Source organism: Fictibacillus gelatini DSM 15865, assembly GCF_000430745.1.
GTDB lineage: Bacteria > Bacillota > Bacilli > Bacillales > Fictibacillaceae > Fictibacillus_A > Fictibacillus_A gelatini.
The window spans coordinates 1-14,753 of sequence record NZ_AUMP01000053.1 but is presented as its reverse complement, the minus strand read 5'-3'; the positions used below and the strand labels follow the sequence as shown (position 1 = coordinate 14,753).

Sequence of the window (14,753 nt, the reverse complement as noted above, 5' to 3'; positions counted from 1 at the left end):
CGCTCTATTATTCGGTATTAGCACCGATTTCTCGGTGTTATCCCCATCTATGAGGCAGGTTGCCCACGTGTTACTCACCCGTCCGCCGCTAACTTCCAGAGAGCAAGCTCTCCTTCCGTCCGCTCGACTTGCATGTATTAGGCACGCCGCCAGCGTTCGTCCTGAGCCAGGATCAAACTCTCCAATAAAGTTTGTCTTGCTCAATCATTTCAAATAAGAATTGCGGGATGGTTTATCCCTGACTTACCTGGCTTTTGTTTAGTTTTCAAAGAACATTCGATGTAATTTCATTAGCTACTCGAAAGCAGCGACAAGAAATACTATATCATTTTCAAACCGCCATGTCAACAATCTTTTTTAAAAAGTTTTTTAACCGTTGTTTCGTAAAGCGGCAACGTTTAATACTATATCAGCAATCTTCTGGTGGGTCAATACTTTTTTCACATGAAAAGAACCCGATATGCAAACTTCCGCATATCGGGCTCGACCTGTCTACTCTTTCAATTGTAATCGTGCATTTCGAACATCACGCAAAAGCAAAAATACAGTTTCTCAATTTTCTATTTCAAGAAAAACATTAAAAGAAGCTAACTGCCTATATGTAATGGCTTGTTAGCTTCTTTTCCTCTTTAAACGGGCTTTTTCAGCGTTCTCTCATAGTAGCGGTCTTTTGATCAGCTCTATTCAGTTTGTCGCATTCATTAGATTAAAAAGATAAAATAGCCTAAAAAGATAATGAGGAGAAGATACATGATCGGATGAATCTCTTTAGCCCGTCCTTTCACAAGCATCGTGATCGGGTAAAGAAGAAATCCGAGTGCGACTCCGTTTGCAATGCTATACGTAAGTGGCATAGCGACGATGGTTAAAAAAGCTGGAACTGCAATCTCTAATCGATTCCAATCGATCTTCCCTAAAACCGAAACCATCAAAACCCCAACGACGATCAAGGCCGGCGCTGTCACAGATGGTGTTACGACCACTAAAAGCGGTGAGAAGAATAAAGATAACAGCAAGAAAATAGCTGTAACTACAGATGTGAATCCTGTTCGTCCTCCAGCTGCTACACCGGATGTTGATTCAACATAAGCGGTAGTTGAAGACGTTCCAAGAATCGCTCCAACGACAATAGCAGATGAATCAGCAAGAAGGGCCCGTCCCGCCCGGGGCAGCTTATTATCTTTCATTAATCCTGCTTTTGTCGCAACTGCAATAATCGTTCCTGCCGTATCAAAAAAATCAACAAAGAAAAACGTTAAAACAACAGCCCACATTTTTTTCATGCTGAAAATATCACCAAAATGCTTAAAGGCGTCCCCGAACGTCGGCGCAAGACTGGGCACGGAACCGATAATTTTTGTCGGCATATCAATTAGGCCAAAGATAATTCCTACAATAGCCGTAATAACCATTCCGTAAAAAATGCTTCCGCGGATATTACGAATCATCATTAAAATCGTGACAATAAAACCAAAAATCGCAAGCAATGTCGGCCCTTTTGTAAAGTCACCAACCGAAACAAATGTCGCTTTATTGGATACGACAATTCCTGCATTTTTCAATCCGATAAATGCAATAAATAGACCGATTCCGCAAGCAACGGCATATTTCAACTCTTGTGGAATGGCATTAATAATCGTTTCACGAATTTTAAAGATTGTAATTATGATAAAAATAATACCGGACATTAACACACCGGACAGCGCGGTTTGCCATGGAATCCCCATCGTTAAAACAACAGAGTAAGTAAAGAAAGCATTTAAGCCCATTCCCGGAGCAAGCGCAATCGGATACTTTGCGACAACGCCCATGAATAGCGTTCCGAACGCTGCAGCAAGACATGTTGCGGTAAAAACAGCCCCTTTGTCCATCCCAGCTTGTGACAAAACGGATGGATTGACGAATATAATATACGCCATCGCCAAAAACGTTGTGAGCCCTGCGACGAACTCTTTCTTATAGTTTGTATTGAGCTCTTTGAATTGAAAATACTTTTGCATGTCCCCTCACCCTTCATTGATTTAAAAAAGCCCGGGGCAAGCCTCGAGCTGACATAGAAGGGATTGGACATGCACAGAAATTGTCCGTACAGATATCTCCATTACCCCTCGTAGTCAGGCCATTTACGGCAGCCTGGTAGAAACTCTCGAGCCTTATTCCCGATATTATACGACGGATTAGTATTTACTAGTATATGGAGATTATACAAGGTACGACAAAATTCGTCAATCTATTTCCGAATGATATTTTCTTTTTTTAACACTATTGTTCGGTTATTATCAAAAAGATTAACTGCTTCCACAACCGCTTCCGCAACTAGAGCAACTCGAACAACTTGAACAGCTGCTGCCTGAACAATTGTTACTGGAACAATGATGGCCGTGATGATGACTGTCAGAGCCTCCCCCCGAACTCCCGCAACCTGAAAAAAAGGAAGAAGAGCTAGCGGCGGCTCCCACCCCCCAGACTTTATCCTCATAGGATTCATATAAAAAGAAGGATGCATAAAGAGCGACCGGAAGCAATAAATTCATATCATCGTTTGTATACGCCCTCTCCCGTTCTTCTTTTAGATTATTAATGTCCATATGATCAATCTGCTCAACCGACTTTTTCATCTTTTGAATTAAATGATGAATAGCTTCCTCATATAGCGAGCCCGTTTTGAAATATTTTTCTTTTAAAAATCCTACGGGTTTTGTTTTAAATTCATTGATCACATCCGGTTTTACAGGATAACGAAAAAACCGGCCGTAATAATAGGTCGTTTGTGGATATATTGTAAAAAGCTCAGAATAAATCCAGTCGTAAAATGCCCGAAGCCCCGGGTCAGGCTTCTTTTTTATATTCGGCGTATGGTGCAGCGGCATTTCTAAAAACATGCGGCCGAACTGTTCATACTCTTTTGTGAATAAAATCATATTATGCCATATATCATCCACTTGTTGACTAAACATCGGCACTTCTTTTAACAACGCATTCATAAAAAAGAAACGTTTTAACTCAAAGAATCGCCACTCAAAATCCCCTTCTATTTTCGATTGTTGCCCTTCTTCAAAACGCCCTTTTAGAATCGATGGATCAAAAACTTGAAGAGCATTTTGCAGTTTCTTTTCTATTTCTTGAAATTCAGGGTGATCGATAGTAGAAAGAGCTTGAGGAGGTTCTTTTTTCAAATCGACTTTTCTTTTATTTCGTGATTTGCTTTTGGTTTCGGCATTTATGATTACCATAACAGCCGCGATTATGACTACAAAGCCAATAAACTCTCCCATGTTCCTCCCCCATTTTTCCCTTAATTTGGCCACTTCTCTTCTCATCATATCGAAAGGTTGAAATCTTTTCCATAAAAAAATACGCTTGCTTTAATACAAAAAAATCCAGGGAAATTCCCTGGATTTTAATTCGCTTTTTACTCCCACTCGATCGTAGCAGGTGGTTTAGATGTAATATCATAGACAACCCGGTTGACGTGGTTCACTTCGTTGACAATCCGGGTTGAAATTTTTTGCAGGACATCATATGGAATGCGGGCCCAATCGGATGTCATCCCGTCAATTGAAGTTACTGCACGAATGCCGATGGTATAATCGTACGTTCTCGCATCGCCCATGACACCGACACTGCGGATGTCCGGAAGTACGGTAAAATATTGCCAGATGTCGCGTTCAAGTCCGGCTTTTTTAATTTCTTCGCGAAGAATATAATCGGATTCGCGGACGATTTCAAGCTTGTCTTCGGTAATTTCACCGAGAACGCGAATACCAAGACCTGGTCCCGGGAACGGTTGGCGCCAAACAATTTCATCCGGAATGCCGAGTTCCGTTCCGACTTTACGAACTTCATCTTTAAATAATGTGTTTAATGGTTCGATTAATTTGAACTTCATATCTTCTGGCAATCCGCCAACATTATGGTGTGACTTGATCGTTTGTGCCGTTGCCGTTCCACTTTCAACGATATCGGTGTATAGCGTTCCTTGTGCAAGGAAATCGATTCCTTCAAACTTGGCCGCTTCTTCATCAAAAACATAAATGAATTCGTTACCGATAATTTTCCGTTTCTTTTCCGGATCGGATACACCTTTAAGTTTTGAAAGGAACCGCTCTTTTGCGTCGATTTTAATAACATTCATGTGAAACCCTTCACTGAAGGTTTTCATGACGCTTTCCGCTTCGCCTTTACGTAATAGTCCATGATCGACAAACATACATGTAAGCTGGTCTCCGATTGCTTTATGGATCAAAACGGCAACAACTGAAGAATCCACTCCGCCGGATAAGGCGCAAAGCACTTTTTTATCTCCAACCGTTTCACGGATTTTTTCAATTTCAGTTTCAATCCAGTTTTCCATTGTCCAATCGCCTTTGCATTCACAAATGGCAAATACGAAGTTTTGGAGCAGCTCAATGCCATGTTCACTATGCCGAACTTCTGGATGGAACTGAATACCGTATAATTTCTTAGCGACATTGCTCATAGCAGCTACAGGGCAAGAAGGACTTGTCGCATCTGTAGTAAATCCTTCCGGAGGGCTAATGACAAGGTCACCGTGGCTCATCCAGACAACTTGTGTATTCGGAAGATCTTCATATAACTTTGATGGATTTTTCACATCAATTTCTGCTTTTCCGTACTCCCGATGGTTGGCACGGTCTACTTTGCCGCCTAATCGGTGTGCCATTAATTGCATACCGTAACAGATGCCGAGTACAGGAATCCCTAATTCGAAGATCTTTTCATCACAAGATGGCGCGCCTTCACCGTACACACTGTTTGGGCCGCCTGACAAAATAATGCCTTTCGGGTTCATTTTCTTAATTTCTTCCGCCGTTAATGTATGTGGATGCAGTTCGCTGTACACCCCTAAATCACGAATGCGGCGCGCAATTAACTGATTATACTGGCTGCCGTAATCTAACACAACGATCATTTCGTTTGCAATTTCCATTCCTTCACCCCATCAAAATTAATCTTAAATAGAAGTTCAAAAAGGAGGACAAACAGGGCCAAGAAGTTCAAGGAAGCGTAGCCTCCGAGCACCGGAGCGACGAGCGATTCGGCGCTGATTCACTGCGAGTTGCACCGAGGAAGCATAGTTCGGAGCAATACTGGCAGACACAGGTGCATAGGTCCTTTTAATACGTGAGGAGCACAGGAGCAAGCTGACGCAGAAATTCGCCGGCAATGTTTCCCGGACTTTTTGAACAACCTTTTTGATTTAGTATTCACTACCTTTCTCTTCTTATAAGACTTACAGTAAAAAGGATAAAAGGAAACCGGAATCACACCATGTTTTCGTATAAAAACAAAGGTGGAATTCCGGTTATGCAAAGAATCCCACCTTCATAGTCGGAGCATTTACGGTGCCCCGGTAGAGACTTTCGGTCCTTATTACCGAGGATATACGAAGGAGAAAGTTATTTCGTTATTTACTATTCGAAGTTTTAAGAAAAGAAGCGCTTTTAAACGACTTTTCTTGATTCGACAGTTTCTTACAAACCACATTCTATCAATGCTGATGAGGAGGGTCAAGCGGGTATCCTTTTAATTAAATTTTCCCACAATTGTTTATGTGTTTCATTCCAGTGGCTTTGTTTATTTTGATTTCCGTAATGTATCGTTTCATATGCTTTTGTTAATATGATCATGTCTTTTGTATCTAACGCCCGATCAACGAAAACCGCATATTCCCGCAATGTAAATGCTGGATCACGTTGAATGCCGTGATACTGCAGAAGCCATAACAAACGGTGATATGCTTCGTAAAAAGTTTTTTCATCATTTTTCCGTTTAAAGCGCCAGAGGAAATAATAGCGGAGCCATTGTTTCCGGTAAAGAAAGGCAATCAAGCCCCCTGAAGCAAGAACAAGTAAAAAAGCTAAAACTCCTCTTTTTATAAAATGATCTGTTTTCCTTGAGTCGGATGAATCCTTTTCAGACAGCGGCTTTTTAGTAACGTCCTCCGTTTTTTTCTCTTTCTTTTTAATAGGTGCCATTGTTTCTTGAGTTGGCCTCGTTTGGTTTTCTTCTTTCATTTGATTGATATTTGTAAATCCCCTTGTCGGCTCAAATGGTACCCATCCGGCATCTGTAAAATACACTTCCACCCATGAATGGGCATTCGCATTCGTAACTTTATACTCACGCAAGTTCGTCCTTTTGATCATCCCTTTAAATTCACCGGGCGAGAACCCTTTGACCCACCGTGTTGGAATGCCAACAGAGCGCAATAGAACAGCCATCGATGTCGAAAAGTTGTCGCAATACCCTTTTTTTGTTTTAAATAAAAACTGATCGACATAATCATCGTTTTTCCCAGGAACAGCAACGTTTGTTGTTTCATAGCCGTACCCTTCATCCGAAAACCACCGTTCTACCGCTTTGGCTTTGTCATACGGATTGCCCGCCTTCTTTGTAATATTTTCAGCCAGCTTTTTCACCCGTTTGGGCAGACTTTCAGGCAACTGAAGATAGTTGTCGCGAATAAAGCCCGGATACTCCTCTTTGCTTTTTCTGAGTTTATTCTCATCGTATACCGGACTTAAAAAGGACATGCTATAGGATGCTAAAGCTACCTTCTTATTATCTAAAAACGTATTAATTTTTCCTGTCAACGGGTCTAATTTTAACGAAACTTTATCAAAATTATAATTTTTCCCGATAAGCATTCCCGGCATTAATAGAAAAGGATAGCTTTTATCTTTGTCCATCACAATTTGCACAGACTCCCGTTTTAAATGAACCGCACCGGACGTTTCTTCCCAGAGGCGGGAAAACGGTGATGAATAGTTAACATTTAGAGGATTGAGAGTTTGCGGTGTATTGGGCCCTTTAACTTCCCATCCTTTGCCGGTATAACTATTTTTCGATTCCACCCGCCAATAATGCCGGGTTTCAACATAGGCAGTAAATACCGGTTTAAAATCGTAGCGGAATGGGCCTCCTAGCCTGCTGTCATTTGTTCCATACCCAATTCTGGCGATCCCGCCTTTTCCCTGAGGACCTTCCTGGCCGTCATCTTTTTGATGCGTTATTTTTTTCAAAAAAGGAACCGGGTCGGGCCATTGCGGTGATGCTTTCGGCGCAATAACGCCAAAAAAGGAAGACAGGCTAATGATGACAGTGAGCGGGGCCATCCATAGTACCGGAAATCTTCCTTTCAGTAAAGAAAAGCCTTCCGTTTCGATAATTTTCATCATCCGCAAAATGCCGATTAATATAAGTCCAATAAAAACTGTACGAATAATCGCGAACGTTGCATCATAGTCCGTGAACGTATCTAAAACGGTAATATAGATGACCGTAATGAAAAAGAAAAGAAAGATTTTCTTCGCTTGAATCAACCAATAATGCATCAAATAACTGATGAGCCATAACAAAATGAAAAATAGAAAAGAGCGGCTAATTTCCGTTGTGTCTGCCCACCGCTGTTCTAAAATGATTGCGATATTGCCCTTTACATCGGACAAAAAATGCGGAACCCAACGAAACGATAAAAAGACATCCGGGTAATACAACGAATGAAAGGCATACATCATGGCAATGAATTTTACCGGAAAGGAAATCCAAAAGGGCAGCCGAAAGTATGTGATGAGAAATAAAAAGGCAATGAACATCACGAAAATTCCGATTTCACTCATCGGTGTAACGATCGTCAGCGGCCTGAGCCACTCCCAAAATAAAAAGAATCCAAGTGCATAAAGGACGAGTGTATGTAAAGCTGATTCTCGTTTGCCTCTAGCTTGTTGCATGTTTCACACCTGCCTTTAACGCCTCGTTAAACTGCTCGCCGATAATTGGCATCGTTGCGATCATTCGCTGATTTAACCGATTGATGAATTGATAGTCGATCGTAGATAATTTCGTGCCCTGTGCGATGTAAAAGAAAATGAGATTCGAATTTCTCATCGAGATCAGCTCCATCGTCTTCACAAGCGATTCCGTCAAAAGCGGCGATAGGATGACCATCGTTTTTCCGTCTAAATTCCCTTCAGCAAACTCTTCTTTTAGCTCGATTTCGAACGCCTTTTTATGATTTGCTTTTACTCTCGCCAATTCATGCATGATTCGCCATTCTTGCTCATACCCGCTATTCATCGGAATTTGTTCATTTTCATCGAGCACATAAAAACCGACCGCTCCCCCTTTTTGAATCGAATAACGAATAAGGGAAGCTGCAAACGAAACCGCCTTTTCAAACAGTAAGTCTTTGCCACCATAGCTTTCAATGGATTGGTCAATAATGATCGTAAAGTCATCATTTCGTTGATGTTCAAACACTTTCGTCAACAGTTTATTCGAACGGGCGCTTGCCTTCCAATGGAGCCAGGCAAGCCGGTCGCCCGGGGCATAATCTCGGACGCTTATGGTAGAAGTAAAATCTGTCCTCGATCGCCGGCCGGCCCGTTGATCCCCGTTATACAAATGTCTATCGATTTCCCATCGGTCGATTTCTTGATAACGAGGATAGACAAACAGATGGTCCGTTACTTGAACGTTCACTATTTTTTCCACAAAGCCGAAAATGTCGCCTGATTTTAACATGACATTCGAAAGGTCATAAACACCTCGCGGAACCGGATGGACATAATACGTGTATGATAATGTCTTTTTAAATAGTGGAAAAAACAGGCCGCGTGATTGGTGGATATATTCTTCTCCTTCTTGATCTGCATGTTTTGCAAGCGCTTCCGGCAACTCGTCAACGATCACTAAATAAAGTAGCGGAAACCAGCTGGAGCGTTTCATCGTAATCGTAACTTCCAATGATTCTCCCGCGACTAATTTTTCCTTATTCAACTCTCGTACGATTTGCACGTTGCCCAAACGATAAAAAAACATCAAAATCGTATACAAAACGAGCGGGAGACTACTATAAAACAAAAACCAACTGACAAATCCGCCTTGAAACATCGCATAAGAAAATGTACAAATGAGAAGGAATAGGATGCCAATGAACCCGATTGGCGTCCGATACTTGTTGCTTAACTTCCACTTAAGCCTGATCATCTTGCCGATTGTCCTTTATGCAGGGGAACTGGAACTCTCGCTAACATTTCTAGAATGATGTCGTTTGCTGTTTGTCCTTCAAATCTCGCTTCAGGCTTTAATAAAATGCGATGTGTCAATACAAATGGCGCTAAATATTTAATATCATCAGGGACGCAGTACTCTCTGTTCATTAATAGCGCATAGCTTTGCGCAGCCTTCATCAGGCTTAAAGAGCCGCGGGGGCTGACACCGAGATAAACGGACCGGTGGTTTCTCGTTCGATTGGATAAATCAACAATGTAGCGTTTCACCGTGTCATCCACATAAACGTCCCGGACCTGTTCTTTTAGCCGGGTTAATTCTCCGGCGGAAATAACACATTCTAACGTTTCGACCGGATGCCCCTTCTCCGTTACATTTAGAATCTTCATTTCGTCTTCAACAGAAGGATAGCCCATATTTAATTTCATCATAAAACGGTCAAGCTGGGCTTCAGGCAAAGGGAAAGTTCCTTCATACTCAATCGGGTTTTGTGTAGCCATAACGAAGAAAGGTTCCGGCAATAAATGGGTTTGTCCGTCGACCGTTACACTTTTTTCTTCCATTGATTCCAAAAGGGCCGACTGTGTTTTCGGAGACGTACGATTGATTTCATCGGCTAAAATAACATTCCCCAATAATGGACCTCTCCGGAATTCGAAGGCCATTTCCTTTTGGTTATAGATCGAAACCCCCGTAATATCGGACGGCAAAAGGTCGGGTGTAAATTGGATCCTGTTAAATTCGAGACCGAGAGAGCGGGCAAGCGAGCGGACCATCATCGTTTTCCCGACACCTGGAACGTCCTCCAAAAGAACATGTCCGCCAGCTAAAAGTGCCACAAGACTGAGTTCTGTCACTTGCGTTTTTCCGATCATTACTTTTTCGACATTTTTTATCACTCCATCCAATAATGGATGATAACTATCAAATCTTGTTTTATTGACACTCATCTTTATTCCCCCTCTTTTTCTCCACAACCTATGATGAAAGAACAGTAAATTTCCTTCCTATACCATTTCGAACTTGGGGGTCTTTTTTCCTTTCTTTTTTGCAAAAAAAGACAGATGAAAAAGCGCTGTATGTCGAAAAATCACCGCACTTCACTACGAGGGACTACGAGGGGATTATTCAGCCGATTTCAAGGATAATCCCGCCGATTTTTTTCATATAAGAATATCCCGGCTTCCTTAAAAGAAACCGGGATTTTTCTTCGTACTTTTTCATGTGCCATGTCAAGCTTATCGTGAAATTCCTTCCCCTTTTAGCCTACTTACTTTTTTTTCGTAATTTTACGATAAGCATTGCTAAATAAGAAAAAATCAAGGAAAAAACGGTATAGACTAATGCCCACCCAAAAAATGACTGATTAAAAACGGTAAACATTAAAATTATACACGCAATGAAACTAATAAGTGGCATAACGTAAATCTTCTTCACAAATAGCGTGAGGATAAATGATAATATGATAACACTAACAGGGACAAAACCAAAAGCCAACTCTAAATGGGTCATTCTGATTCTCCTTCGAATTTAAAAATTCATTTTACCGAAACTTGAATTTCCCTCCCGTCTAAATATTATTTTAAAGAAAAATTGCTCTTTAAAAAGAACTATCTTTTTCTAGTACCCCCAAATTGGTAAATTGAATATTGTATAATTATTAAACTTACATTAGCATGCATTTTTTTATCCCCGCCGCCTGGTGTAGTAAGTAAAAAGGCTTGTAGACCAGGCTTTGTCTACAAGCTTTTCCATGTTGTTAGTTACATTTCTGGCAAAGGCATGTTTTCATTCATAAGCTTTTTCCTATACACCACTCTCGATAGACTGATGCTTAATTCGTATAGAACAAGCAAAGGAATCGTCACTAAAAAATCTGAGATAAAATCTGGCGGAGTAATAACCACTGAAATGATGACCAAAGCTAAATAGGATATCTTCCGGGCCTTTGCGAGCCGCTTTGGATTAAGAATTCCTAGTCTTGTTAAAAACATAACGACAAGAGGCATTTCAAATAAAAATCCAAACGGTAAGATGAGATTGATCATAAATCGAAAGTACTTTTCTGCGGTGAACATCGTTTCGAATTGCCCGGCAGATAACGAGATTAAGAACTTTAATACCATCGGAAATAAAACGAAGTACCCAAATGATAGCCCGAGGATAAATAATAGAAATAGACCCGGGATGAATCTTAATGTCACCTTTCTTTCCTCCGGCTTTAAAGCAGGCGATACAAAACGCCATGTCTGGTAAGCGGCTACAGGAATGGTCGCAGCAATTGATATAACAGCCGCTATCACCATATATACCCAGAGGATATCACTGGGGCCCAGTATGGCAAGTTTTCCATCAAAGTCTCTAACTACCCATTTGTAAATTTCCTTGACAAAACCAAAACTCACGGTAAAAAAAGCGACAAATGCCAAAAACGTTTTAAGAATCCTGCCGCGAAGCTCTTCCAAATGCCCCAATACGTGTAATTCTTTATTCTCCATTTCCCCAGCCTCCTTTTTTATAACCCAATGAATCCGCAAAAGAAAACTCGCTGAAAGGCGGTTCATGCGAGTTTTTTCGTCCAAAAGCACAGGTTTCATCTCGATTCTTGTGCTCACATCATTTCATAGTCACTTATGCCCGATAGGAAAGGAATGCTTTCCTATCGGGCCAAAAAGAAGCAGACAGGTCTCCCTGTCCACTAATGATAAATAAAACCAGTTATCCCTTTTTTTCAACTGCCGTTAGGACAGGTTTTTTTTCTTCCTCTTTTTCTTCTTCTGTCATTAATCCCGTTGAAGCCTTTTTAAACTCTGTTAAAGTACGGCCAAACGCCCGGCCGATATCCGGTAATTTTGATGGTCCAAAGATGATTAAGGCAATAACAAGAACGAGAATCAAACCCGGGATTCCAATATTAGAAAACATTTTCAATCAGCATCCTTTCGATTTTACTTCGTTGTCTATATACCACTTTTTCTTTAAAACTTTCACTCAGGTTTATTAATTCAAGACTTTTCCGCGCTTTTTCTCAAGTTGTTTTTTATGCGCCTGTGCATGGGCACGATAACGGTCTTCTTCCACTTCATTTGATTGTAAGACACCGTGCGGAACGGTAGCCTTTGATACTGCTTTGAGCCCATTTTGGTCTTTTTCATAGACGAAAGAAGCTCTTGTGGTAATGTCAGCACCCGGTGAAGATACGTATGGAACGACACGATAATCGGCTTGCCACTTCTCTTTAGTGACACGGCAGCGGACATATCCGCGAAAATCATTAAAAAATTTAATATGGGGATTGAGTCCTAATATTTTATTCGTATCTGCCCGCTTGTCGGACCCGTCCCCGCCGGATGTAATCGAAGTGCCGACGAACTCAGCTCCAATGATCTTCGAGTTTGGATCATCAAAATTAGTCAATAAATTGGCTGCCCAGTTTGCATGAACATCACCGCTCAGGACAATGAAATTGTCAATGTCCCTGGTTTTTGCAAAATCTAATAGGCGTTGCCGTGCGGCCGGATAACCATCCCAGGCATCCATGCTGAACTTTGGCGATGCCTGGGTCCCGTAATTTCGCTGCGCAAAAAAGATTTGCTGCGCAAGTACATTCCATACTGCTTTCGAGTGTTCAAGGTTGTTAAAAAGCCACTTTTCCTGTTCAGCTCCCATCAGCGTCCGTTTGGGGTCAAGGGACTCAGGTGTCTGAGGGCTGCTGCCGTCTCCATTTGCCTGGTCATCCCGGTATTGGCGGGTATCAAGAACAAAGAAATTAGCCAAATTTCCATATTGGAAGCTGCGGTATAGTTGTATATTGCCTCCGACCATAGTGGATTTGCGAAGCGGCATATGTTCGTAATACGCCTGGTAGGCAGCAGCACGCCGTTTGATAAATTGTTCAACAGGCTGTCCCTTTTCAGGAATAACATTTGCATAATTATTTTCGACTTCATGATCATCCCAGGTCACAATCCAGGGGAAGGCAGAATGAGCAGCTTTTAAATTTCTATCTGAGCGGTATTGGGCATAGCGGTTTCTATAATCTTGAAGCGTAGTAACTTCCGGACCGATATGTGTCCGAACATTTCCATTTGGAGCAACATATTCATCCGGGCCGTATTCATAAATGTAATCACCCAGGTGAAACACTACATCCAGGTCCTCTTTGGCCATATGCTTATATGCAGTATAGTATCCATGTTCAAATTGCTGACAGGAAGCAAAAGCAAATTTCAAACTGGAAACGTTGGACCCTGCCTTCGGAAGTGTTTTTGTTCTTCCTACTGGACTAATTTCATTACCGCATTTGAAACGGTAGTAATAGATACTCTCAGGCTTCAAGCCGCTAACTTCAACATGGACCGTATGCCCAAGGTGAGATGAGGCGATCTCCGTGCCGTGCTGTACGATGTGGCGGAAATGTTCGTCTTTTGCCAGTTCCCATTTTACTTTCACATCGCTGGGCGGCATGCCTCCCCCATTAAATGGTTCAGGAGCCAGTCTCGTCCATAGCACGACACCGTCAGATAACGGGTCGCCGGATGCGACACCAAGAGTAAAAGGATAATCACTGAAACTTGGCGCTGCATCCACTTTAAGACTTCCAACAGACTGGGCGATAGCGAGACCTAATGAAAGTCCAGCTATCCTGGTTGCACCTTGCAAAAAGCTGCGGCGGTCTAAATTTTTCCTCAGGCTTTCCTCAGTAAAATTTTTAATCCATTGCTCTAAAGCTCTCCCCTGGTTCATGATTCCTTCCTCTCCTTCATCAAGTCTTATGAACAAGCCCTATTATAATTCTCATCTGTTAATGGATTGTTGAATCATTGTAAACAGCAACAAACTGAAAAAAGGAAGAGATAGGTCCTTTTATTTATTTTAAAAATGCGATGATCGGGGTAATTCTTTTACATAAAGGAATTTGTTACGGTAGATAGATTAGCTGGCAATGTACGAAAAATAGTCCTTTCCACTTATTTTTCTTCATATTTTTTTTATAAAATTTTACAATTCCATTTTCTCATATGAGAGCCAATATAGAAGAAAAGACCTCTCAACAGTTTAGTAACTGATGAAAGGCCTTTCAATATTGAACAATCGTTATTTTTAAATAACTGAAGACTTCCTTCACATTCGGTTATAAAGCACCATTACCTGAATTAAAAGTGCTTTCCGAATGGTTAATCCAAAGAGAGTTTTTCTTCCATTACGGATACCTTTTTTTCCTTGAACCAAATAAGTAAAAAACCACTCCCTAAATTTTAGGAAGTGGTTATTATTATTGAAATAAATTGTTTACAAGACGTCTTCACAAATGAGTCGATAATTGGTTGGATAATGCACTTAACCAGTTCCCGAGTGGGAGTGGCTAAATTACATCATGCCGCCCATATTTTACTTGCATTTCGCGCATTTTCATAAACCTTTAATATACGTTTTTGACCAAAATAAACAATTGATTTTAGTAATTTGATTTTTGCATGAAGTCGCAAATGATCGTAACTTTCGTGATTTTTATGTGATTTTTTAAAAATCACAAACTCTTAAATTCCAACAGCCAACGTCCCTAATCCCTTTAGGACTTTTACGAAGATCGGAAACATCTGAACGATACAATATGTGATGCAAATCTTCCCTATCCCTTCCCAGGTATCGCCTGAGTCTTTAAAAAATGACATAAAAAGCTTCCATAATATCATAACCGAAGCAACTGGAAAGCT

General features: G+C 41.1%; 10 protein-coding genes, 1 rRNA gene and 2 riboswitches. All 11 genes read right to left on the bottom strand.

Annotated elements, in window-relative coordinates; genetic code table 11:
- Window positions 1–188, bottom strand: a 16S ribosomal RNA gene (locus tag H538_RS0117125); the annotation flags it as partial.
- A gap of 513 nt (window positions 189–701) precedes the next feature.
- A complete protein-coding gene (locus H538_RS0117120; protein ID WP_026678640.1) occupies window positions 702–2,000 on the bottom strand; it encodes an NCS2 family permease in 1,299 nt (432 codons plus the stop codon).
- Window positions 2,001–2,091: 91 nt separating this feature from the next.
- A riboswitch (purine riboswitch) is annotated at window positions 2,092–2,193 on the bottom strand.
- 95 nt (window positions 2,194–2,288) lie between these two features.
- Window positions 2,289–3,275: a glycine-rich domain-containing protein gene (locus H538_RS25200; RefSeq protein WP_051291535.1), complete on the bottom strand. Its 987-nt coding sequence runs from the start codon at window positions 3,273–3,275 to the stop codon at window positions 2,289–2,291.
- 137 nt (window positions 3,276–3,412) lie between these two features.
- Window positions 3,413–4,951, bottom strand: coding sequence for a glutamine-hydrolyzing GMP synthase (gene guaA, locus H538_RS0117110; RefSeq protein WP_026678639.1), 1,539 nt, complete (start codon window positions 4,949–4,951; stop codon window positions 3,413–3,415).
- Between the two features lie 378 nt (window positions 4,952–5,329).
- Window positions 5,330–5,431: riboswitch (purine riboswitch) on the bottom strand.
- Between the two features lie 100 nt (window positions 5,432–5,531).
- Window positions 5,532–7,754, bottom strand: coding sequence for a transglutaminase domain-containing protein (locus H538_RS0117105; RefSeq protein WP_026678638.1), 2,223 nt, complete (start codon window positions 7,752–7,754; stop codon window positions 5,532–5,534).
- Complete coding sequence (locus H538_RS0117100; RefSeq protein ID WP_026678637.1) at window positions 7,741–9,012, bottom strand: DUF58 domain-containing protein; 1,272 nt, start codon at window positions 9,010–9,012, stop codon at window positions 7,741–7,743. The genes H538_RS0117105 and H538_RS0117100 overlap by 14 nt, the downstream gene beginning before the upstream one ends.
- Window positions 9,009–9,986, bottom strand: a complete 978-nt coding sequence (locus H538_RS0117095; protein WP_026678636.1) for an AAA family ATPase — start codon at window positions 9,984–9,986, stop codon at window positions 9,009–9,011. Before H538_RS0117095 ends, H538_RS0117100 begins: the two co-directional genes overlap by 4 nt.
- 316 nt (window positions 9,987–10,302) lie before the next feature.
- A complete protein-coding gene (locus tag H538_RS0117085) occupies window positions 10,303–10,548 on the bottom strand; it encodes a DUF2651 family protein (protein WP_026678635.1) in 246 nt (81 codons plus the stop codon).
- Window positions 10,549–10,799: 251 nt separating this feature from the next.
- Window positions 10,800–11,534 (bottom strand): twin-arginine translocase subunit TatC, encoded by a 735-nt coding sequence (gene tatC, locus H538_RS0117080; protein WP_026678634.1) that lies wholly within the window; start codon window positions 11,532–11,534, stop codon window positions 10,800–10,802.
- A gap of 220 nt (window positions 11,535–11,754) precedes the next feature.
- Window positions 11,755–11,961 carry a twin-arginine translocase TatA/TatE family subunit gene (locus tag H538_RS0117075; protein ID WP_026678633.1) on the bottom strand — a complete coding sequence of 69 codons (207 nt, stop codon included), beginning with the start codon at window positions 11,959–11,961 and terminating at the stop codon, window positions 11,755–11,757.
- Window positions 11,962–12,036: 75 nt separating this feature from the next.
- Complete coding sequence (locus tag H538_RS0117070; protein ID WP_026678632.1) at window positions 12,037–13,782, bottom strand: alkaline phosphatase D family protein; 1,746 nt, start codon at window positions 13,780–13,782, stop codon at window positions 12,037–12,039.
- Between the last annotated feature and the right edge of the window lie 971 nt (window positions 13,783–14,753).